The organism is Variovorax sp. KBS0712, from assembly GCF_006323185.2.
Classification (GTDB): Bacteria; Pseudomonadota; Gammaproteobacteria; order Burkholderiales; family Burkholderiaceae_C; genus Variovorax; species Variovorax boronicumulans.
Map to the genome: position 1 here is coordinate 1184331 of NZ_VCCD02000001.1, position 21142 is coordinate 1205472.

Genomic DNA, 21142 nt, shown 5'->3' on the forward strand with positions numbered 1-21142 from the left:
GCGGGCGGTGTTCTCATGCCGAGAGCGGTTTGGGCGGGTAGCCGGCCTCTGTCAGCACGGCCACCACGGAAGGGCTGTCCTCCGTGGTGTCGATGCGCACCGTTCTGCTCTTCAAGTCCACCTCGATCCTGGCCTGCGGGTCCAGGTCCTTGACGGCCCGGGTGATGCGGCCGGCGCAGCTGCCGCAGGTCATCGACTGGATTTCAAACGCTTGCATGGGGTGAGTCCTTTCAAAAGAGTGACTCGCAGTGTCAAGCTTGGCATCGTGTGAAGGTCAAGCGCGTCGAGTGCCTGACCCCTGGCGTGCCAAGGTCATGCGCCGTTTGCGTTTGACTCTCTCATGGTGTGAAGGTTGAGACTTCGCGCTTTGGCTCGAAGGAGAACCTCATGGAACATCCCACGGCGCCGGCTGCTGCGGCGCGCTTGTCTCTAGCCGATGTCGTTGCGCGCTCCGGTGCGTCTGCGCGGCTGCTGAGCGATTGCGAATCGCTCGGGCTGCTCGACGACACGGCGCACGCCGGCCGCTACGACGAGCGCGCCGTGTCGACGCTGCGCTTCGTGCGGCGCGCACACACGCTGGGTTTCGACACACAGGAAGTCGTCGAGCTGCACGCCCTGTGGCAGGACGGACGGCGCGCAAGCTTCGACGTGAAGCGCGTCGCGCTCGAACGTGCCGACGACCTGGCCCAGCGCATCGAAGAGCTCGCGCACATGAAGCGTCTGCTGGAGCGCCTGGCCCACTGCTGCGAAGGTGACGAGCGCCCGGAATGCCCGATCCTCGATGAACTGGCCGGGCTCAAGGGATTCGCCGGCTGTGAAGCGCGGCGAGCCTGAAGCCGATCCTCAGCCCGGAATGTTCGGCTCGACCAGCTGCGCCAGCGCGACCAGCGATTCCTGCCAGCCCAGGTAGCACATCTCGACGGGAATCACCTCGGGGATGCCTTCCTGCACGACGGCCATGTCCGTGCCGCAGGACACCGCGGTCAGGGTCACGGTGGTCTTCATCGTGCCCGGCAGGTGGGGGTCGTCGAAGCTCGCGTCGTAGGCAATGCGCTGGCCGGGCACGAGTTCCTGGTACTTGCCGCCGAACGAATGGCTGTGGCCGGTGCCGAAGTTGGTGAAGGACATGCGCCACGCGCCGCCCACCACCGGCTCCATGGTGTGGACCTTGCCGGTGAAGCCGAAGGGCGGCAGCCAGCGCTCGAAGGCGCCGGGCTCCACGAAGGCACGGTAGAGCTTGTCGGGGGTGGTGCGCAGCACGCGGTGCAGACGAACGGTGTTGGTGGCCATGGTTGCTTTCTCCTGATGAAGTACAGAGGACGACCCTCTATGCTGACGTCGGATGAGCCCGCTGCGATTCGACAGGTGCAGGATCAGGACAAACCCTGAGCCCGCACCCCGCGCCTCAATCGATGAACCGCGCCACGATGTCCTGGAACGACGGCAAGTCCATCTGCGTGTGGCCGCCTTCGTAGCCCTTCAGGCTCAGCTGCAGCCCCTTGTAGTTGCGCGCGGCGATCTGGTCGCGCAGCGCGGTGATCTCCGGACCGCCGACGTTGCCGATGGCATAGCCCAGCAGCAGGGTCACGGGAATGTCGCGCGTGCTGCTGTTGGCGTACATCTGGCTTTCGAGCGGATCGAGCTGGCCGCGCGCGCCGGCGGCGGGCGGATCCGACGCGAAGAAATGCTGGAAGGTGAACGTGCCCGCCGCGCCTTCGGTGAAGAAGGCGATGAGCGTGAAGACGCCGCCGTTCGACAGGCCCGAGAGCATGCGCCTGGCCGGGTTGGCCCGGTAGTTCGATTCGACATGCGGCACCAACTGGCCGGTGAGGAACTCGTGGTACGCCTTGGCGCCCGGCATCAGGTAGTCGGTGTTGCGGCGCGAGGTGCCGCCGATGCCGACCACGATGGCTTTCTTGCCGGCCTTCTCGAGGGTGTCGGTGAAATTCTGGAAGCGCGTCACGCTCTGGTTGTAGACCGCGTCGCCGTCGGTGATGTAGACCGTGGGGTAGCTCGCGGTGGCGCCGTCGTAGCCGGCCGGCAGGTAGACCTGGATCGGGTAGGTCGCGTCCGTGGCGGTCGACTTCATCGAGCTGCTGACCACCCGGCCGCGCCCGGTGTCCGCGGGCGGTGGTGTCGGCGTGCCGCCGGCCGGTGGCAGCGGCAGCATCGCCACACCGCCTCCGCCGCCTCCACCACCCCCTCCGCCGCCGCAACCTGACAACCCCAGCAGCAGGGCGCAGCCTGCTGTGAACATGAGCCGGCGAAGAATCCCTCTTGTCTGCATGTGGTGTTCCTTGTTGGTGAGAACCGCGGTGGCGGAAGCTGGGGCGATCTTAGGGGGTAGGGGGTGCCGCCGTCTTCTGCATGAACACACTCAACGGATCGTCCGGGTAGTCCCCGAAGCGCTCGCGCCGCGCATACCCCGCACGCGCATAGAAGGCCAGCGCCTCGGGCTGGCTCACGCCCGTCTCCAGCTGGAACATCGCGCATCCGCGCGTCGCCGCTTCGGCTTCGAGAAAGCCCAGCACCTTCGCCGCGACGCCTTGCCCGCGGTTCTGCGGGCGCACGTACATGCGCTTGAGTTCGCCGTAGCCGGGGTTCATGACGACGGCACCGCAGCCGATGGCCGTGCCGGCCGCATCGCGCGCGACGGCGAACAGCACATGGGCCGCCGACAGCGCGTCGATGTCGATGCCGTAGTGGCTCTCGGGCGGGTACAGCGGCTTTTGGTACGCATCGAGGTCGTCGATGAGCTGGATGACGTCGGGCTGGTTCGGGTTTTCGATCGAGATCTGCATCGTTCGATCGTAGCGAGCCGAAGCGCTGCAAAGCCCGACGCGCGACGGGGTTCTGCGCGGCGGCCAACAATGGCCGCGTCATTCATCTTGTTCGTCTGTTCGTTCGATTCAAGGAGTAGAACTTTGGAATACCGTCATCTGGGCAAATCAGGCCTCAAGGTCCCCGTGTTGAGCTTCGGCACTGGCACCTTCGGCGGCAAGGGCGCGTTTTTCAGCGCGTGGGGCAGCACCGACGTGGCCGAGGCGCGCACGCTGATCGACATCTGCATGGACGCCGGCGTGAACATGTTCGACAGCGCCGACATCTACTCGGGCGGCGCCGCCGAATCGGTGCTGGGCGAGGCGATCAAGGGCCGGCCGCGCGACCGGCTGCTGATTTCGACGAAGGCCACCTTCCGCAGCGGCGAAGGGCCGAACGACGTGGGCTCGTCGCGTCACCACCTCGTGCAGGCGGTCGATGCGTCGCTGAAACGGCTGGGCACCGACTACATCGACCTGTTCCAGCTGCACGGCTTCGACGCCAGCACGCCGGTGGAAGAAACGCTCTCCACGCTCGACGACCTCGTGCGCGCGGGCAAGCTGCGCTATGTGGGCGCGTCGAACTTCTCGGGCTGGCACCTGATGAAGTCTTTGGCGGTGTCCGAGCAGCGCGGCTATGCGCGCTACGTGGCGCACCAGGCCTACTACTCGCTGGTCGGGCGCGAGTACGAGTGGGAGCTGATGCCGCTGGCGCAAGACCAGGGCGTGGGCGCGGTGGTCTGGAGCCCGCTGGGCTGGGGCCGGCTCACGGGCAAGATCCGCCGCGGCCAGCCGCTGCCCGCCAACAGCCGCCTGCACGTGACGGCCGACATGGGCCCGCCGGTGCCCGACGAGCTGCTGTACCGCGTGGTCGAGGCACTCGAAAAAGTCGGCGCCGAAGTCGGCAAGACGGTGCCGCAGGTCGCGCTCAACTGGCTGCTGCAACGCCCGACGGTGTCCAGCGTGGTGGTCGGCGCGCGCGACGAGGCGCAGCTGCGCCAGAACCTCGGTGCGGTGGGCTGGAACCTCACGCCCGCGCAGGTGGCCGAGCTCGACGCGGCCAGCGCGACGACGCGCACCTACCCGTACTGGCACCAGCAGGGCTTCAAGGAACGCAACCCGAACCCGGTCTGACCGTGTTCAGTCGGGTGTCAGCCCCAGCACCCACTGCTTGAACTGCTCCAGCGCCCCGGAGGCCGGCCGGCCTTCGGGGTAGGCGAAGTAGTAGCCCTGGTGCACGTCCAGGTGCCGGTCCACCGGGATCACGAGTTCGCCGGTGCGCAGTTCCTGCTCGACCAGGATGCGCGGCGCCAGCCCCACGCCCATGCCCGCCGCCGCGGCGGCCACCACCATGGTGAACAGCTCGTAGCGCGGCCCGCGCGAGGCATGCACCGTGTATTCCCATTCCTGCTGCGCGTACCAGTCGCGCCAGGCGTGGGCGCGCGTGCTCAGGTGCACGTGGCGGCAGCGCTCGAAGCCGGCCTCGTCCCACCGGGCCTGCGCGTCGCGAAACGCGGGGCTGCAGATGGGCACCATCTCGCCTTCGGAAAAGATCAGCCCGCCGCGCGTGTTCGGCCAGAACTGGTCGCCGAAGTAGATCGCCGCGTCGTACGCGTTTTCCTGGAACGAGAAGGGCTGCGAGCGCGCCGACAGGTTCACCGTGATGTTCGGGTGCAGCCGGCTGAAATCGGGCAGCCGCGGAATGAGCCATTGCGTGGCGAAGGTCGGCACCACGGCCAGTTCGAGCACGAAGCCCATCTCGTGGCCGGCGCTGATCTCCAGCGTGTCGCGGCGGATCTGGTCGAGGTGGCGGCGGATGCGCGCGGCGTACTCGCGACCCACGTCGGTGAGCGTGAGCCGTTTGCGCACGCGCGAGAACAGCGGCACGCCCAGGCGCTGCTCCAGCATCGCCACCTGGCGCCCGACCGCGCTTTGCGTGAGCGCCAGCTCGGTCGCCGCGCGGGTGAAGCTCCCCAGGCGCGCCGAGGCTTCGAAGGCCTGCAGCGCGCCGAGGTTGGGAATGTCTTTTCTCATCGCGCTATTCTGGCGGGAGCTTGCGCGGCCCGGGCAACGGCCCGGGCCCGCACATCGAAGACACGGAAAGGCATCACATGCGGCGTGTGGCGATCATCGGCGGCGGGGCCATCGGCTCGGCCATCGCGTACTTCCTGGGCGCCGACCCGACGGGCGAGGCCTTCGACATCACGGTGGTGGAGCGCGACTTCTCGTACCGGCAGGCCTCGTCGGCGCTGTCGGCCAGCTCGATCCGCCAGCAGTTTTCCACCGCCATCAACATCGAGATGTCGCTCTACGGCATCGAGTTTTTCCGCACGCTGGGCGAGACCTTGCGCGTGGGCGACGACATGCCGGACATCGGACTGACGGAACCCGGCTACCTGTACCTGGCCTCGCCGGCAGGCGTCGACGTGCTGCGAGAGAACCACGCGACGCAGAAGGCGCATGCGGTGGACGTGGCGCTGTTGACGCCCGATGAACTGAAGGCGCGCTTCCCGTGGCTCTCGACCGAGGGCATCGCGCTCGCATCGCTCGGCCTTTCGGGCGAGGGCTGGTACGACGGCTACAGCCTGCTGCAGGCCTTTCGCAAGAAAGCGGTGTCGCAAGGCGTGCGCTATGTGCAGGCGCAGGCGACGGGCCTGCGGCGCGAGGGGCGCCGCGTCACCGGCGTGCAGCTCGACGGCGGCGACACGCTGCATGCGGACATCGTCGTCAACGCGGCGGGCGCGTGGGCGGCGCCGGTCGCGCAGTGGGCCGGCATCGCGCTGCCCGTGCACGGGCGACGCCGCAGCGTGTTCAGCTTTTCATGCCCGAGCACCTTGCCGGGTTGCCCGCTGGTGATCGACACCTCGGGCATCTGGCTGCGGCCCGAAGGTCGCCAGTTCATCTGCGGCTTTGCGCCGCCCGAAGACCGGGACCCCGACGACGCGCCGCTCGAAGTCGACCACGAGGCCTTCGAAAGCTTCATCTGGCCGGCACTGGCCGAACGCATCCCTGCCTTCGAAGCCGTCCGCATGACGGGCGCCTGGGCCGGCTACTACGAGATGAACGTGTTCGACCACAACGCGATCCTCGGCCTGCACCCGGACTGCGACAACCTCTACTTCGCGAACGGCTTCTCGGGCCACGGGCTGCAGCAATGCCCGGCGGCGGGGCGCGGCATCGCGGAGCTGATCCGCTTCGGCGGCTACCGCAGCCTCGACCTGTCGCCGCTGTCGTTCGCGCGCATCCTCGAGAACCGGCCGCTGCGCGAGAAGAACATCATCTAGCTGTGCTGCTCCGCCGGCTTGATGTCCCCCACGGGCGACAGCAATGCTGGGTCGAAGGCGGCGAGCGCGCGGCCTTCCTTCAACCGCTTCGGCCAGTCGGGGTTCGACAGCGCGCCGCGTCCCAGCGCCACGAAGTCGGCACCGCCCGCGAGCGCCGCTTCGGCGCGCCCCGGGTCGTGCAGGCTGCCATTGGCGACGATCGCAAGGCCGGGCGCGTGGCGGCGCGCGAGTTGCAGCAGGCTCGGTCCTGCATCGCCGAAGGCCGGTCGCCAGGCTTCGAACTCGGTGACGTGCAGGTAGTCGATGCCGCTGTGCGCCAGGGCCCCGACCACCGTCGCCGCGCCGGCTTCGGCTTCCGGCCACTTGTGGCCGAAGTCGTTGACCTTGCCTTGCGAGATGCGCACGCCGACCGGCGCCGACGCGCCCAGCATCTGCCGCACGGCACGCACCACCTCGGCCGTCAGCTGCACGCGCTGCGCGAGGGCGCCGCCCCAGCGGTCGGTGCGCGTGTTGGTGTGGCCGGTCAGGAACTGGTCGAGCAGGTAGCCGTTCGCGCCGTGGATCTCCACGCCGTCGAAGCCCGCCACTTCCATCGCCAGCAGCGCGGCCCGGGCGAAGCCGCGAATCGCTTCGGCGATGTCGGCATCGGTCATCGCGCGGGGCACCGGGTACTCGCCTTCGCCGCGGTAGGCCGTCATCTGCGTGCCCAGTGGGCGAACGGCCGACGGCCCCGCCGTGTGGTCGCGAAAGCGGTTGAACTGCGACAGCGCGCCCGCATGCATGAGCTGCGCGACGGCGCGCCCGCCCGCGTCCTGGATCGCCTTCACCACCGGGCGCCACGCGCGGGCCTGTTCGCCATCGCTCAGGCCGGGCTGGCGGAAATAACCTTGCGCATACGCCGTGTCGGTGTAGATGCCTTCGGTGATGACGAGCCCGAAGCCGCCCCGCGCAAAGCGCTCGTAGTAGCGGGCCATGGTGCCGTTGGCGTGGCCCTCAGGCGAGGCGCTGACGCGCGTCATCGGCGCCACGGCGAGCCGGTTGGGCAGCTGCAGGCCGTGCAGCTTCGCCGGCGCGAGCAGCGGCGTGCTCATCGGGCGTCTCCGGGCGCGACGGCGATGGCTTCGATCTCGATCATTGCGGCGGGCGAGTAAAGGCCCGAGACCTCGACGATGGTGTCGGCCGGGTAGGGCGCCGAGAACCATTGACGGCGCAACTCGACGATCTTCGGAAAGTTCGTCATGGAGGTCAGGAAGATCGTCACCTTGACCACGTTGCCTAGGCCCGTGCCGGCGGCCCGCAGCACGCGGTCGAGGTTCTTGAAGGCCTGCTCGGCCTGGCGGTCGAAGTCGCCCTTGCCGACGATTTCGCCGTCGTCGCCGATCGCGGCCTGGCCGGACACGAAGACCAGGTTGCCGAGCTGGATGGCCTGCGACAGCAGGAAGGGGGCGTAGGGGTCGGGTTGGGTGTGGATCTGCTTGGGTTGGAGTTGCATGACAGGTGCCTTTGATGGTGAATTTCAGATCAGCCGTGGAAGTGATTTCTTCCCGCGACAACTGAAATTTAGGGATGAAGAGGGCGCCCGACAAAGGCTGATTTTTCAGCCAATGGATGAGTTGAGCTAATCTGTCCGCATGCGAAGACTTCCTCCCCTGGGCGCACTGCGCGTGTTCGAGGCCGCGGCCCGCCGGTTGAGCTTCAAGGCCGCCGCCGACGAACTGCACGTCACGCCCACCGCCGTCAGCCACCAGATCAAGCAGCTCGAGGAAACGCTCGAGGTGCGCCTGTTCGAACGCGGCACGCGGCAGGTGCACCTGACGGCCGCCGGCCACCAGCTGTTTCCCGCGCTGCGCGACGGCTTCGACAGCTTCGAGCGCGCCGTCGACGGCGTGCGCCGCCTGAAGGGCACGCGCATTGCCACGCTGTCGTCCACGGTCGGGTTCATGGCCCGCCGGCTGGCGCCGCGCGCGGGCTCCTTCCGCGACCTGCATCCCGAATGGACACTGCGGCTGGACGCCACCAACCAGGTCGTCGACCTCGACACCGAGGCCGATGCTGCGATTCGCTACGGCAACGGCCGCTACGCCGACCTGGTCGTGGAGCCGCTGTTCCAGGATCACTACGCGCCGGTCTGCAGCCCCGCGCTGGCGGTCGCGGCGCGGCAGGACCTGAAGGCCGTCTCGCTGATCCATTTCGAATGGGGGCGGGCGGGGCGCGACGAAACGCTGGCGCCCGTGTGGCGCACCTGGCTCGCGCGCGCGGGCCGCACCGATGTCGATGCGCAGGCCGGCCTGTCGTTCACCGAAGAGATCCACGCGGTGCAGGCCACGGTCGCGGGGCAGGGCGTCGGCCTGCTGAGCCTGGCGCTCGTGGCCGACGAGCTGGCGTCGGGCCTCTTGGTGCAGCCCTTCGAACTGTCGGTGGAGAGCTACCGCTACGACCTGGTCTACAGCCCGCGCGCCGCCACCCGCCCCGCGACGGCCGTGCTGCGCGACTGGGTGCACCGCGAGTTCGGCGGCGGCGAAAAGAAGGCATAGTGGCAGGCATGACTGCCCAGACCCTGTACGCGCAAAAGCGCGTGTCCGCCGCCGATGCCGTGCGCCAGGTGCGCAACGGCGACATGATCATCGTGCCCACCGGCGTCGGCGAGCCGCCCTCGCTGCTCACCACCTTGTCGGAGCAGCGCCGCGACTTCCGCGACGTGAAGGTGGCGCAGATCCTGGCGATGCGCAAGTACGCCTACATCGACCCCGAGACGGTCGAGCATGTGCGCCACGTCGCGCTGTTCTTCGGCGGTGCCACGCGCGCGGGCGGGCAGGCCGGCTGGATCGATTTCATTCCCAACTACTTCTCCGAAATCCCGGCGCAGATCGAGCGCGAGCAGATCGCGGCCGACGTGGTGTTCAGCATGGCCTCGCCGATGGACGCGCACGGCTACTTCGCGCTGAGCCTGGGACCCGACTACACGATGGCCGCCGTGGCGAAGGCGCGCGCGGTCGTGCTCGAGGTGAACCCCAACGTGCCCTACGCACACGGCAACTGCCACGTGCACATCTCGCAGGTGGCGGCGCTGGTCGAGAGCAGCGAGTCGGTGATGGAAGTCGGTTTGCCCAAGATCGGCCCGGTGCAGGAAGCCATCGGCAAGCACGTGGCCGACCTGATCGACGACGGTGCCACCTTGCAGATCGGCTACGGGGGCATTCCCGATGCGGTGGTGATGCAGCTCACGGGCAAGCGCGACCTGGGCATCCACACCGAGATGATCGGCGACGGCATCCTCACGCTGGTGGAAAGCGGCGCGGTCACCAACCGCCGCAAGAACTACCTGCCGGGCAAGTCGGTCGCGACCTTCGCGCTGGGCTCCAGCAAGCTGTACCGCTTCATGGACCGCAACCCGGGGCTGGAGATGCACCCGGTGAACTTCACCAACGACCCGGCGCTGGCGGGGCTGAACGACAACCTCATCGCCATCAACGCCACCATGCAGATCGACCTGCTGGGCCAGTGCGGCTCCGAGAGCCTGGGCCATGCGCCGTACTCGGGCACGGGCGGGCAGTCGGACTTCGTGCGCGCGGCCAACCGCTCGCGCGGCGGCAAGGCCTTCATCGTGCTGCCTTCGACGGCCAAGGACGACACCATCTCGCGCATCGTGCCTTCGCTCTCGCCGGGCACGCACGTGAGCACGAGCAAGAACGACATCAACTATGTCGTCACCGAACACGGTGTGGCGCAGCTGCGCGGCAAGTCGGCAAAGCAACGGGCGCAGGAGCTGATCGCCATTGCGCACCCGAACTTCCGCGCAGAGCTGACGGAGCAGGCGAAGCAAGCCAAACTGCTTTGAGTTTCGTAGGGGGCAGGGCGTGACTTAGGGCACTCCTGTGCGGTCCGGGCGACGGCTACATTCGCTGCGATGAGCATCTCGTTGCGACACATCTTCCTGCTGGGCGCGGCCTGCGTGCTGTCCGGCCAGGCGTTTGCCTGCAGCGGGCCGGGCCAGCCGGGATGCCCGCCACCGAACGCGCCGGGCTGGCCACACAACAGCCGGCCGCCACCCCGGGACACCGTGCCCATACTGCCCGGCGGCACGGGCCGCTACAGCGACCCCGACGAGTACCTGGCGCCGCCGCCGCCCGACCCCACCTTCTCGTACAAGTGGGGCGCGTACATCATCGACAAGTCGAAGGGGGCCTTCGGCGGGGTCGACAACCGGGCGACCCAGGCCGATGCCGAAAACAACGCCATCGCCCAGTGCGTGGGCAACGGCGGTACCGCCACCGGCTGCCGCAGCATGACGCTGACCTGGCAGGAAGGATGCGGCGTGGTCGTGATGGGCCGCAACGTGCTGTCGATGAAGGCCAACAAGCTGCAAAGCGCGGCGCAGGCGGAAGCGATGGCGGAGTGCTCCGCGCATGCGAAGGACTGCAAGGTCGTCACCGCGCGCTGCAACGCGCTGGTCGTCAATCGCTGATCAGCTGGCCTTGGTCGCGCGCACCAGCGATGGCGTGGCCTTGTAGCTCTCGGGGAACAGCTTCTTCAGGTCGTCGATCTTCGGCAGATCGTGGATCGCGATGTAGGGCTGGTTCGGGTGCAGCGTGAGGTAGTCCTGGTGGTAGTCCTCGGCCGCATAGAAGGGCTTGGACACCTCGACCGTGGTCGCCAGCGGCTTGTTGCCGAAGATCCTGGCCTGGTTCAGCTGGGCGATGTAGGCGTTGGCGATGCGGGCCTGCTCCGCGTTTTCGGCGAACACGGTGGAGCGGTACTGCGGGCCGGTGTCGGGGCCCTGGCGGTTGAGTTGGGTCGGGTCGTGCGCCACCGAGAAATAAATTTGCAGCAGCTTGCCGTAGCTGACCTTGCGCGGGTCGTAGCTGATGCGCACCGCTTCGGCATGGCCGGTGCGCCCGGAGCCGACCTCGTTGTAGCGCGCGGTGCGGGCCTCGCCGCCCGCGTAGCCCGAGAGCGCATTGCTCACGCCCTCGACGCGCTGGAACACGCCCTGCACACCCCAGAAGCAGCCGCCCGCGAACACGGCGGTGGCGGTGGTGGCGCCTGCGGGTGCGGTGAGGTCGACCGTGGGCGCGGGCACGCGGCGTGCGGTCTCGGCAAAGGAAGGGGCTGCGTGCCAGGCGAAGGCGGCGGCGGCGAGCGCGCCGGCGGCGATGGCGAAGGATTTCATGGCGGTCTTTCGTAGGGAGCGCAGATGAGAGAACAGTGATCCCGATCCCGCCGGCCGTCAATGGCGGCGGGGCCGGGGAGACGGCGGCTTACTTCTTCATCTCGTCCTTGCCCATCGCGTCCTTCTTCATTTCGTCTTTGCCCATGGCATCTTTCTTCATGCCGTCTTTGGTCATGCCGTCCTTCTTCATGGCGTCCTTGCCCATGGCGTCTTTCTTCATCCCGTCCTTGGCCATGCTGTCCTTCTTCATGCCGTCCTTGGCCATGTCGTCCGCGGCCAAGGCCGAGGCGCCGGCGAAGGCCATGCAGGTGGCGAGAAGGGTGGCGGTGAGCTTGTTCATGTCGGTCTTCCTGAGTTGAGGTTGGGTCTTGTTGTCGAGATCGGCCTGGTTCCCTGTCGGAGTTCGGCCTCGCGCTTTCTTCGGCAGTCGAGCGGCTGTGGCAGCCCCTCAGCTCCCTCCGAACCAGTTGTAGCCCTGGTCTTCCCAGTAGCCACCGGGATAGGTGTTCGTCACGTACATCGCCTGGATGTGCTTGGGGTTCTTGTAGCCAAGCTTGGTCGGCATGCGCAGCTTCATCGGGAAGCCGTACTTCGGCGGCAGGGGCTGGCCGTCGTAGCTCAGCGTCAGCAGCGTCTGCGGGTGCAGCGCGGTCGGCATGTCGATGCTGGTGTGGTAGTCGTCCGCGCACTGGAAGCCGACGTACTTCGCGCTCAGGTCCGCGCCGATGTGGCGCAGGAAGTCGGCAAAGCGCACGCCGCCCCATTTGCCGATGGCGCTCCAGCCTTCCACGCAGATGTGGCGCGTGATCTGGTCCTGCTGCGGCAGGGTGCGCAGCTCGGCGAGCGTCCAGCGGCGCTTGTCGGCGACCATGCCGCTCACTTCGAGGCGGTAGGTGGCTTCGTCGACCTCGCGGACCTCGTCCTCGCCGTAGTAGGCGTTGAACGGAAAGGGGCGTGTGATCTCGGCCTCGGTGTAGGTCGGCGCCAGCCGCGTCGGGCTGAAGAGCCAGCCTTGCACCTCGTCGTTGAAGCGCGAGACTTTGGTCAGTGCGGCCTCCACGTGGCTGTCGTCGCTGATGCTGCAGCCGGTGAGCATCGACAGGCCGCCCAGCGTCAGCGAACGGCGCAGGAACAGGCGGCGCGAAGGGGCGTCGAGCCGGCGCTCGATGAGGGTACGGGCTTCGCGCACCACGGCGTCGCCGTCGACACCGACCAGGGGAGGGCGTTTGAAAAAGAGGCTCATGGGGTGTGGGGCGCGCGACCGCGCAGCATGGTGAGCAGGGTGCGGGGCACGAGCGCCACCATCACGAGGTGCACGGCAACGAAAGCCACCAGGGCGGCCATCGCCACGAAGTGGACGCGGCGCGCGGCTTCGTAGCCGCCCAGCAGCTCGCGCAGCATCGGAAACTGCACCGACTTCCACAGCACCAGCCCCGACAGCACAATCGCGACCAGGTCGACGATCACGAACAGGTAGGCCAGCTTCTGCACATGGTTGTAGTGGCGCGGGTCGGCGTGCGAGAGCCTGCCGCCGAGCGCGGCCCGCGCATCGCGCCAGAGGCCGGCCGACGTGAGCGGGAAGAACTTGCGCGCGAAGCGCCCGCTGGCAAGGTTCAGCACCAGGTAGACGAGCCCGTTGAACACCAGCAGCCACATCGCCGCGAAGTGCCACTGCAGCGCGCCGCCGAGCCAGCCGCCCAGCGTGATCGAGGCCGGGAAGCGAAAGGCAAGGAAGGGCGCCGCGTTGTAGATGCGCCAGCCGCTGGTCACCAGCACCAGCACGGCCAGCGCATTGAGCCAGTGCGTGACGCGCATCCACAGCGGGTGGATCGGTCGGTGGTCAGGGGCGGCGCGTGTCTGCATGGGCCGGATTGTTGGGCGCACCCCCTCGCCGATTCATCACGCAAAGTTCAAAGATTCGTGATAACTCCGAGGGGCGTCTCGCGGGACAATCGCGGTCATGGACACCGCCAAACGCGTGCTGATCGTCGAGGACGACGCCCACATTGCCGAGCTGCTGCGCATGCACCTGCGCGACGAGGGCTACGCGGTCGAGCACGCCGCCGACGGCAACGCCGGCCTGCGCGCGCTGGAGCGCGGCCAGTGGGACGCGCTGGTGCTCGACCTCATGCTGCCCGGCATCGACGGCCTCGAAATCTGCCGCCGCGCCCGCGCGATGGCACGCTACACGCCCATCATCATCGTGAGTGCGCGCTCCAGCGAGGTGCACCGCATCCTCGGGCTGGAGCTGGGCGCCGACGACTACCTGGCCAAGCCCTTTTCGGTGCTGGAGCTGGTGGCGCGCGTGAAGGCGCTGCTGCGGCGCACCGATGCGCTGGCGCGCAACGCGCGGCTGGAGTCGGGCAGCCTCACGCTGGGCAACCTCGACATCGAGCCGCTGGCGCGCGAGGTGCGCGTCGACGGCAAGCCCATCGAGCTCACGCCACGCGAGTTCGACCTGCTGTATTTCTTTGCGCGCCATCCCGGCAAGGTGTTCTCGCGGCTCGACCTGCTCAACCAGGTCTGGGGCTACCAGCACGACGGCTACGAGCACACGGTCAACACGCACATCAACCGGCTGCGCACCAAGGTCGAGGCCGACCCGGCCGCGCCGCGGCGCATCCTCACGGTGTGGGGGCGCGGCTACAAGCTTGCGGCGGACGACGCCGCACCGCAGGGCGACGTATGAGCGCCGCGCCGGGCCGCCCCAAGCAAGCTCGCTCCCGCCTGGCGGGAAGGCGCGAAGCGCCAAGGGTGCTTCAATGACGATGGCCTGGGCCACGCTGTCGCGGCGCCTGTCGATCGCCTTCGCGGTGCTGCTGCTGGCCTGCTGCGGCGCCTCGGCGTGGCTGCAGATGCGCGCCGGCGCGCAGCACGCGCAAGAGGTGACGCAGCGGCTGTCGCTGGGGCTCGCGGCCCACATCGCGCAGAACACCGAGCTCATGAAGCCCGGCGGGCTCGACCCGGTGGCGGTGAAAGACCTGTTCGACAAACTCATGACCGTCAACCCCAGCGTCGAGGTCTACGTGCTGGGGCTCGACGGCCGCATCGAGGCCCAGGCCGCGCCGCCCGGCCACCTCAAGCGCGACAAGGTGGCGCTCGGTCCCATCCGCCGGTTGCTGGCCGGCGAGCGGCTGCCCATCGCGGGCGACGACCCGCGCAGCCCCGACGGCGCCAAAGTGTTCAGCGCCGCGCCGCTGCGCATGGGTGGGCGCGATGCCGGCTATGTGTACGTGGTGCTGCAAGGCGAGGAGCACGACGCGCTGGCCGCCAACCTCTCGGCCGACACCGTGCTGCGCACCACGCTGTGGTCGATGGCATTGGTGGCACTGCTGGGGCTCATCGCCGGGCTGGTGGCGTTCCGCCTCATCACGCGGCCGCTGCGCGAGCTGACGGCGGCCGTGCGCCGCTTCGAGGCCGAGGGCATCGCGGCGCTGGAGCGCGAGGCGCCCATGCCCGCACCGCCGCGCCACGCCGACGACGAGATCGCGCAGCTGCAGCAGGCCTTCGCGCAGATGACGCGCCGCATCGCCGAGCAGTGGCGCGAACTCAGCCTGCAGGACCGCCAGCGGCGCGAACTCTTCGCCAACATCTCGCACGACCTGCGCACGCCGCTCACTTCGCTGCACGGCTACCTCGAGACGCTGCTGCTCAAGGCCGGCACGCTCAGCGAGGAAGAGCGTCGTCGCTACCTGGAGATCGCGCTCGGCCAGAGCCGCAAGGTCGGCCGGCTCGCGCAGGAGGTGTTCGAGCTGGCGCGGCTCGAGTACGGCGTGGTCAAGCCCGAGAAAGAGAACTTCGCGCTCGCCGACCTCGTGCAGGACGTGTTCCAGAAGTTCGAGCTCGCGGCCGAGGCGCGGCGCCAGCAGCTCAAGCCCGACATCGCGCCGAACCTGCCCGTGGTGTCGGCCGACCTCGGCATGATCGAGCGCGTGCTGACCAACCTGCTGGACAACGCCATCCGCCACACGCCGGCCGGCGGCGAGATCGAGGTGCGCCTGCGCCCGTCAGATGCTGGCGTGGCGGTGCAGGTGAGCGACACCGGCCCGGGCATTCCGGGCGAGCTGCAGAAGGGCCTGTTCACGCGGCCGGCCTTTGCCGACGGCGGTGCGCGCGGCGGCGGGCTGGGGCTGATGATCGTGCAGCGCATCCTGCAGCTGCACGGTAGCGACATCCGGCTCGTGCCGCAGCCGGGCAAGGGTGCGGTGTTTCTGTTCCGGCTCGGGGGCGCCACAGCGCGCTGAAGGCGTTGAGGCCGGCGAGGGGCGGGTTTGCCAGCGGGCGGCGGGCGATGCTACAAGCGAAGCGGCATCCCCCAAAAGAACCGAAGGAGACCACCGACCATGCCCGCTTTCGAGACCGTCCTGATCGACAAGGACCCGCAGCACCCGCGCATCGCGCGCCTCGTGCTCAACCGCCCCGAGAAGCTCAATGCCATCGGCGACAGCACGCCGACCGACATCCGCCGCGCGGTCGAATGGGCCGAGGCCGACGACGAGGTGCATGTGATCGTGGTCGAAGGCGCCGGCCGCGCCTTCTGCGCCGGCTACGACCTGGGCGATTACGCCGAAGGCCACGGCCGCGAAGGCCAGGCCGACCATCCCTGCCGGCAGGAGAAAACGCCGTGGGACCCGATGCTCGACTACGCCGCCATGAAGCGCAACACCGAAGACTTCATGTCGCTGTGGCGCTGCCGCAAGCCAACCATCGCCAAGGTGCACGGCTACGCGGTGGCGGGCGGCTCCGACATCGCGCTGTGCTGCGACCTGCTCACCATGGCCGACGACGCGCGCATCGGCTACATGCCCACGCGTGTGTGGGGTTGCCCGACCACCGCGATGTGGACCTACCGCCTCGGCGCCTTGCGCGCCAAGCAGCTCATGTTCACCGGCGACACCATCACCGGCACGCAGGCGGCCGACTGGGGCTTGGCCAACTTCGCGGTGCCAGCGGCGCAACTCGACGAGGCCACGCTGGCACTCGCGCAGCGCATCGCGGGCGTGCCCAGTTCGCACCTCATGATGCACAAGTTGGTCGTCAACCAGGTCTGGCATTCGATGGGGCTGGAGCAGACCCAGATGTTCGCCACCGTGTTCGACGGCATCACGCGCCACAACCCCGAAGGCATGTGGTTCCGCCGCCAGGCCGAGGCCGAAGGCTTCAAGAGCGCGGTGCAGTGGCGCGACAGCGGCCGGCCGATTCCTGAAGGCGACGAGGCGAGGGCGCGCATCGCCGAGCTCGAAGCGAAGTTGGCTGCGCGCGGTTGAGCGTGCGCTCGTGTGACGTCGCGCGACAGCGTGTCTGCCCGCATGTCACGCGACAGACATATCTCCCCTTGATGATCCGCCGCGCCTGCCGCCCGTCACGTTGACGGCGGAAAGATGGCGCATCCATTTCGATGGATACAAAAGGGGAGGATTTCAATGCAGTTGTTCAATTTCTCGCGCACGGCCCTCGCGGCCTGTGCCTGCGCATTCATGGCCGCTTGCGGTGGCGGCAATGGCGGCGGTGGCGTGCCGATGTGGCCCATCGTGCCGGTCTCGCCCCCGGCCCCCGCGCCTGCGCCCGCCCCGGCGCCCGCACCCGCCGAAGCCGCCCCCGTGCTCGTCATCGGCCACCGTGGCGCGCCCGCGCTGCGGCCCGAGCACACGCTGGCCTCGTACCAGCAGGCCATCGACGACGGCGCCGACTTCATCGAGCCCGACCTCGTGCCCACCAAGGACGGCGAGCTGGTCGCGCGCCACGAGAACGCCATCGCCATCGTCGATGCCGCGGGCAAGGTGCTCGAGGCCACGACGAACGTGGTCGACCTGCCCAAGTTCGCCGACCGCAAGGCCACCAAGGTCATCGACGGCCGCCAGGTCACTGGCTGGTTCACCGAAGACTTCACGCTGGCCGAGCTCAAGGAGCTGAAGGCGCGCGAACGCATCCCGGCGCTGCGCCCGGCCAACGTATCGTTCAACGACCAGTTCCAGGTGCCCACGCTCGACGAAGTGATCCAGCTCGCCAAGGCGCAGTCGGTCATCAAGGGCCGCGTGATCGGCATCTACCCCGAGACCAAGCACCCGACCTACTTCCGCTCGATCGGCCTGCCGCTCGAGAAAAAGCTGCTCGACACGCTGCACAAGTACGACCTCGACAAGGCCGACGCGCCGGTGTTCGTGCAGTCCTTTGAAACCGGCAACCTGAAGGACATCCGCCTGAAGAGCACGGTGAAGATCGTCCAGCTCATCGACGGGCAGGGCGCGCCCTATGACCTCGTGGCGCTGAACGACAAGCGCACCTACGCCGACCTCGTGAAGCCCGAAGGCCTGGCCGAGATCGCGACCTATGCGAACGGCATCGGCCCGGCCAAGGCGCGCGTGATCCCGGTGGTCGACGGCAAGCTCGGCGCGCCCACCACGCTCGTGAAGGACGCGCACGACAAGAAGCTGCTGGTCCACATCTTCACGGTGCGGCCCGAGAACAACTTCCTGCCCGACAGCCTGAAGAAGGCGCCGAAGACCGACCCGACCGTGTACGGCGACACCGCCGGCGAGATCAAGGCGTTCCTCGATGCGGGCATCGACGGCTTCTTTGCCGACAGCGCGGCCACGGCCGTGCCCGCGGTGAAGGCGTACCGCGCGGCGCAGCCGAAATAAGCGAGTCGAATCTGAAAAGGAAGAGGGCGCTCAGCCGCCCTTGCGGCGCTTCACGACCACCGTGGCCTCGAGGCCTTCGTAGGCCTCGGCGTCGCCGTACCAGCTGCCCGAGATGGGCGCCGCCAGCGCGGGGTCGCGCGCCACGCCCACGCGGATCAGCTGGCCGCTGCCCATGAGGTTGTTGGTCGGGTCGAAGGCCAGCCAGCCCGCGCCTGGCAGGTAGGCCTGCAGCCAGGCGTGCGTGCTGCCGGCGCCGGTGACCGATTCGCCGGGCGCCTGCCCGGTGGCGTCGTTGTCCAGCGACGCGTCGTAGAGGTAGCCCGAGACGAAGCGCGTCGCGATGCCGAGACGGCGCGTGGCTTCCATCATCAGCAGGGCGTAGTCGCGGCAGCTGCCGCTGCCCAGCGCCAGCGTCTCCAGCGGCGTCTGCGTGCCTTCCTCGTCGCGCGCCTTGTATTCGAAGCTCTGGCCGATGTGCGCGTTCATGCGCGTGAGTACGTCGCGCGTGCTGTTGGGCTGGTCGGTGTGCAGGAACTGGTGCGCCCAGCGGATCAGCGTGCCGTTGGCGTCGTCGTTGTGGTGCGGGCGCAGGTAGTGCTCCAGGTCCAGGCGCTCCTGCACCGAATAGGCAAAGGGCAGGAACTCGGCCGACGGGTCGAGCGTGAGCAGGTCGCGCTGCGACGGCGGCACGTGCTCGATGGTGAACGAGCAGACGATGCGCAGCTCGGTCGCCTCGCCCAGCGGCTGCACCAGCGCGACGGAGTTCGAGTACGGGTCTTGAATGAGCCGCGTGAGGGCCTGCGGGCTCACCTGCAGGTCGGTGGCGAGCACCCGCAGGTCGTGGCTGTCGCGCGGACGGAACATCACGCGGTGCAAGCCGAAGGTCACCGGCTTGTTGTAGCGGTAGACGGTGGTGTGGGTGATGTCGTACTGGATGGCCATGGCGCGCATTGTGCGGTGCGCGCGTGACCTCGGGTGACGGGAAAGCCAGAACGCGCCGATTCAGTCCGATCCGGGCCAGAGCCGCTGCGTGCCCAGCGCCTTGGCAAGCGTCGCGGGCAAGGGCAGCGGCTCGCCATGCCACTGCGCCGCCAGCAACTCGGCGCACAGGGTGGCAAAGCTCAAGCCGCGCGAGCCCAGCGCGGTGCAGGCCCAGAGGCCGTTGTCGGCGCCCGGGGCCAGCGGGCCGACCAGCGGCCGGCGGTCGCCCGAGGCGCAGCGCACGCCGACCCAGGCGTGGGCGTCTCCGTGTTCGAAGGCGGGGGCCAGCGCGGTGGCGGCGCCCGGGTGCAGGCGCGCGAGCCGTTCGCGGTTGGCGAGGCGGTCGGCGTCGTTGGGGGCGAGGTCGGTGCTGTCGCGGTCGAAGGTGGCGCCGATCAGCCAGAGCGGCTGCGGCGCCTGGCCGTCGGGCACGCCGGCGATCAGGTGGCCGTCGCCGTTGATGGGGGTGACGGGCAGGGCGGCGGGGTCCGCGCGGCCCCAGGCGACCTGGCCGCGCACGGGTTGCAGCGGCAGGTTGGGTGCGAAGTGGCGGGATGCGAAGCCCGCGGCCACGACGACGCGGTCGGCTTCGGCGAGCAAGGCGCCGGCATCGTCGAGCAGCTGCCAGCCGCCGTCCGTGCGTGTGAGGCGCGCCACGTGGCTGTTGCCGCGGAATTCGACACCCGGTTGGCCCAGCCACGCGGCGATCAGCCGGTGCGGTCGCACCCAGGCCGCGCGCGCATGCCAGAGCGCAGGCGTGTCGGGCGGCAGGCCGGCCGCGGCGAGCCGGTCGGGCTGTGCGGGCCAGGATTCGTTCGGGCCCTGAGCGCTCCAGTCGGGCGGCACGCGCACGTCGCCGTCGGGGCGGCGTTCGAGCGAGCCGTGTGCGCCCCAGTCGCGGCCGGCGTCGAGCCGCAGTGCCAGTTCGGCCCATGTCGCGCGGATGCCGGCGCGTGTGAGCCGCGACAGCAAGGCGTCGTCGGACGACACATGCGGCGCCAGCAGCCCGACCGGCAGGCCTGACGCGCCGGAGGCCGGCATGTCGGCCGCATCGAGCACCGTAACCCGCCAGCCGCGCCGCGCAAGGCTGGCCGCCACGGCCGCGCCTGCGAGGCCCGCGCCGATGACCGCGCAATGGCCGGGCGCGTCGACGCCTTCGCGCACCGGCTGGCGGCGTCGGACGGTCCAGGCGGGCGCGAACACGCCGCGCAGGCTGCCGGGGCTCGGGTCGAGTTGGAAGCCGTTCTGCGCCAGCGCATGGCGCACCCCATCGTCGTCGGTGCGGGCTGCGAGGCCGGTGCCCTGGCGGGCGAAGCGCGATACCGCCTTGAGCGTGTCGGGCGAGGCCATCGCTGGGCCGAAGCCGTCGAGGAAGAGGCTGTCGGCCTCGAAGCGTTGCGCGCGCAGCATCGGCTGCAGCTCGCCCACGCACAGCGTGAGCAGCACGCGGCCGTCGTCGAAGGCCAGCCGGTGAAAGCCCGGCAGCAGCCCGGTCCATTGGCGGGCCAGCTCCTCGGCGAGCGGTGCCAGGGCCGGGTCGGCTTCAGCCGCGCGCAGCAGATCGCTGGCCGGCGCCGGATGGGCGTCGACCGCGACGTAATGCAGCAGGCGCGGCCGCTGCGAGTCGGCGCGCCAGGCCTGCCAGGCTGTCAGGAAATGAAGGCCCGGCCCGAAGCCGGTTTCGAGAATCCGCCATTGCGGGCGCCCGGACCAGGCGGCGGGCAGGCCGCAGCCGTCCAAAAACACACGGCGCGAAAGCGCCGGTGTGTCGTTGTCGAGGGGAGGGGTGTCGCCGGAGCGCGCGCCGAGCGGGGTGCCGTCGGCGGCCACGCCGGACTCAGGCTGCAGGAGGGGGAACGTAGCCTTGCGCCACGTCGGCGCCTTCGCCGAAGAAGTGCTTTTCCATCTGGCGTGCCAAGTACTGGCGGGCGCGCAGGTCGGCCAGGTTCAGCCGGTTTTCATTGACCAGCATGGTCTGTTGCTTGAGCCAGGCGGCCCAGGCTTCCTTGCTGACGTTTTCCCACAGGCGCTTGCCCAGGTCGCCGGGGTACGGCGGAAAGTCGAGTCCTTCGGCCTCTTTGCCGAGCTTGATGCACTGAACCATGCGTGCCATTTGATTGCCTCTTGTGGGGGAAAGCGGTTGCTTAGTTGATTTGGCTATTAAGAACTGAAAACTTGGTCGTTCCAGTTCCTATATGTCGTATTCAGAATACGTGGCTTCATTGATATGCCTTTTTAAGAGCAAGA

Annotated in this window: 24 protein-coding genes; 10 read left to right on the forward strand and 14 right to left on the reverse strand. The window is 68.8% G+C overall.

The window, feature by feature from the left end; genetic code table 11:
- Window positions 1-13: 13 nt before the first annotated feature.
- Window positions 14-217 (reverse strand): heavy-metal-associated domain-containing protein, encoded by a 204-nt coding sequence (locus FFI97_RS05285; RefSeq protein WP_095745482.1) that lies wholly within the window; start codon window positions 215-217, stop codon window positions 14-16.
- A gap of 170 nt (window positions 218-387) precedes the next feature.
- On the opposite strand from FFI97_RS05285, the gene FFI97_RS05290 reads away from it, so the two are divergent.
- Window positions 388-834: a MerR family DNA-binding protein gene (locus FFI97_RS05290; RefSeq protein ID WP_139705911.1), complete on the forward strand. Its 447-nt coding sequence runs from the start codon at window positions 388-390 to the stop codon at window positions 832-834.
- 9 nt (window positions 835-843) lie between these two features.
- Here the strand turns inward: FFI97_RS05290 and FFI97_RS05295 are convergent, their stop codons facing one another.
- From FFI97_RS05295 to FFI97_RS05305, 3 genes are all read right to left on the reverse strand, one after another.
- Window positions 844-1290, reverse strand: a complete 447-nt coding sequence (locus FFI97_RS05295) for an SRPBCC family protein (RefSeq protein ID WP_139705913.1) — start codon at window positions 1288-1290, stop codon at window positions 844-846.
- A gap of 115 nt (window positions 1291-1405) precedes the next feature.
- Window positions 1406-2287, reverse strand: coding sequence for an alpha/beta hydrolase (locus FFI97_RS05300; RefSeq protein WP_139705915.1), 882 nt, complete (start codon window positions 2285-2287; stop codon window positions 1406-1408).
- A gap of 49 nt (window positions 2288-2336) precedes the next feature.
- Entirely contained in the window at window positions 2337-2801 is a 465-nt protein-coding gene (locus FFI97_RS05305; RefSeq protein WP_139705916.1) for a GNAT family N-acetyltransferase, read from the reverse strand.
- A gap of 123 nt (window positions 2802-2924) precedes the next feature.
- Here FFI97_RS05305 and FFI97_RS05310 point away from each other — a divergent pair, with 123 nt between their 5' ends.
- Entirely contained in the window at window positions 2925-3953 is a 1029-nt protein-coding gene (locus tag FFI97_RS05310) for an aldo/keto reductase (protein WP_139705917.1), read from the forward strand.
- Between the two features lie 6 nt (window positions 3954-3959).
- Here FFI97_RS05310 and FFI97_RS05315 read toward each other — a convergent pair whose 3' ends face one another.
- Window positions 3960-4853, reverse strand: a complete 894-nt coding sequence (locus tag FFI97_RS05315) for a LysR substrate-binding domain-containing protein (protein WP_070060857.1) — start codon at window positions 4851-4853, stop codon at window positions 3960-3962.
- A 77-nt stretch (window positions 4854-4930) separates the two neighbouring features.
- On the opposite strand from FFI97_RS05315, the gene FFI97_RS05320 reads away from it, so the two are divergent.
- Window positions 4931-6103, forward strand: coding sequence for an NAD(P)/FAD-dependent oxidoreductase (locus FFI97_RS05320; protein ID WP_139705918.1), 1173 nt, complete (start codon window positions 4931-4933; stop codon window positions 6101-6103).
- Here the strand turns inward: FFI97_RS05320 and FFI97_RS05325 are convergent.
- Window positions 6100-7194, reverse strand: a complete 1095-nt coding sequence (locus tag FFI97_RS05325) for an NADH:flavin oxidoreductase (RefSeq protein WP_139705919.1) — start codon at window positions 7192-7194, stop codon at window positions 6100-6102. The two genes, FFI97_RS05320 and FFI97_RS05325, sit on opposite strands and share 4 nt — an antisense overlap.
- Entirely contained in the window at window positions 7191-7595 is a 405-nt protein-coding gene (locus FFI97_RS05330; RefSeq protein WP_139705920.1) for a RidA family protein, read from the reverse strand. Before FFI97_RS05330 ends, FFI97_RS05325 begins: the two co-directional genes overlap by 4 nt.
- A 139-nt stretch (window positions 7596-7734) precedes the next feature.
- On the opposite strand from FFI97_RS05330, the gene FFI97_RS05335 reads away from it, so the two are divergent.
- From FFI97_RS05335 to FFI97_RS05345, 3 genes are all read left to right on the forward strand, one after another.
- Window positions 7735-8637: a LysR substrate-binding domain-containing protein gene (locus FFI97_RS05335; protein ID WP_139705921.1), complete on the forward strand. Its 903-nt coding sequence runs from the start codon at window positions 7735-7737 to the stop codon at window positions 8635-8637.
- Window positions 8638-8645: 8 nt separating this feature from the next.
- Entirely contained in the window at window positions 8646-9941 is a 1296-nt protein-coding gene (locus tag FFI97_RS05340) for an acetyl-CoA hydrolase/transferase family protein (protein ID WP_139705922.1), read from the forward strand.
- Window positions 9942-10010: 69 nt separating this feature from the next.
- Window positions 10011-10568, forward strand: a complete 558-nt coding sequence (locus FFI97_RS05345; protein WP_139705924.1) for a DUF4189 domain-containing protein — start codon at window positions 10011-10013, stop codon at window positions 10566-10568.
- Here the strand turns inward: FFI97_RS05345 and msrA are convergent, their stop codons facing one another.
- The 4 genes from msrA to FFI97_RS05365 all read right to left on the reverse strand — a co-directional run bounded on the left by msrA (window position 10569) and on the right by FFI97_RS05365 (window position 13136).
- Window positions 10569-11273: a peptide-methionine (S)-S-oxide reductase MsrA gene (gene msrA / locus FFI97_RS05350; RefSeq protein WP_139705926.1), complete on the reverse strand. Its 705-nt coding sequence runs from the start codon at window positions 11271-11273 to the stop codon at window positions 10569-10571.
- An 88-nt stretch (window positions 11274-11361) separates the two neighbouring features.
- Window positions 11362-11613, reverse strand: coding sequence for a pentapeptide MXKDX repeat protein (locus tag FFI97_RS05355; protein WP_139705927.1), 252 nt, complete (start codon window positions 11611-11613; stop codon window positions 11362-11364).
- A 108-nt stretch (window positions 11614-11721) separates the two neighbouring features.
- Window positions 11722-12516, reverse strand: coding sequence for a molybdopterin-dependent oxidoreductase (locus FFI97_RS05360; RefSeq protein ID WP_139705929.1), 795 nt, complete (start codon window positions 12514-12516; stop codon window positions 11722-11724).
- Window positions 12513-13136 (reverse strand): cytochrome b/b6 domain-containing protein, encoded by a 624-nt coding sequence (locus FFI97_RS05365; protein WP_139705931.1) that lies wholly within the window; start codon window positions 13134-13136, stop codon window positions 12513-12515. Before FFI97_RS05365 ends, FFI97_RS05360 begins: the two co-directional genes overlap by 4 nt.
- Before the next feature lie 97 nt (window positions 13137-13233).
- Between FFI97_RS05365 and FFI97_RS05370 the strand changes: the two genes are divergently transcribed.
- The 4 genes from FFI97_RS05370 to FFI97_RS05385 all read left to right on the forward strand — a co-directional run bounded on the left by FFI97_RS05370 (window position 13234) and on the right by FFI97_RS05385 (window position 17914).
- A complete protein-coding gene (locus tag FFI97_RS05370) occupies window positions 13234-13962 on the forward strand; it encodes a response regulator transcription factor (protein WP_139705932.1) in 729 nt (242 codons plus the stop codon).
- A gap of 79 nt (window positions 13963-14041) precedes the next feature.
- On the forward strand, window positions 14042-15517 hold the full coding sequence (locus FFI97_RS05375) for an ATP-binding protein (protein ID WP_409574627.1): 1476 nt from the start codon (window positions 14042-14044) through the stop codon (window positions 15515-15517).
- A 99-nt stretch (window positions 15518-15616) separates the two neighbouring features.
- Entirely contained in the window at window positions 15617-16540 is a 924-nt protein-coding gene (locus FFI97_RS05380; RefSeq protein WP_139705936.1) for a crotonase/enoyl-CoA hydratase family protein, read from the forward strand.
- A 156-nt stretch (window positions 16541-16696) separates the two neighbouring features.
- On the forward strand, window positions 16697-17914 hold the full coding sequence (locus FFI97_RS05385) for a glycerophosphodiester phosphodiesterase (RefSeq protein WP_260684910.1): 1218 nt from the start codon (window positions 16697-16699) through the stop codon (window positions 17912-17914).
- 30 nt (window positions 17915-17944) lie between these two features.
- On the opposite strand, the gene FFI97_RS05390 is transcribed toward FFI97_RS05385, so the two are convergent.
- The 3 genes from FFI97_RS05390 to FFI97_RS05400 are packed head-to-tail and all read right to left on the reverse strand — an operon-like array spanning window position 17945 to window position 21008.
- The gene (locus FFI97_RS05390) at window positions 17945-18856 is read right to left on the reverse strand and encodes a transglutaminase N-terminal domain-containing protein (RefSeq protein WP_223301327.1); all 912 of its coding nucleotides are present in this window, start codon (window positions 18854-18856) and stop codon (window positions 17945-17947) included.
- Between the two features lie 60 nt (window positions 18857-18916).
- Window positions 18917-20725 (reverse strand): FAD-dependent 5-carboxymethylaminomethyl-2-thiouridine(34) oxidoreductase MnmC, encoded by a 1809-nt coding sequence (gene mnmC, locus FFI97_RS05395; protein ID WP_260684911.1) that lies wholly within the window; start codon window positions 20723-20725, stop codon window positions 18917-18919.
- Between the two features lie 7 nt (window positions 20726-20732).
- Window positions 20733-21008, reverse strand: a complete 276-nt coding sequence (locus FFI97_RS05400; RefSeq protein ID WP_013541095.1) for an oxidative damage protection protein — start codon at window positions 21006-21008, stop codon at window positions 20733-20735.
- Between the last annotated feature and the right edge of the window lie 134 nt (window positions 21009-21142).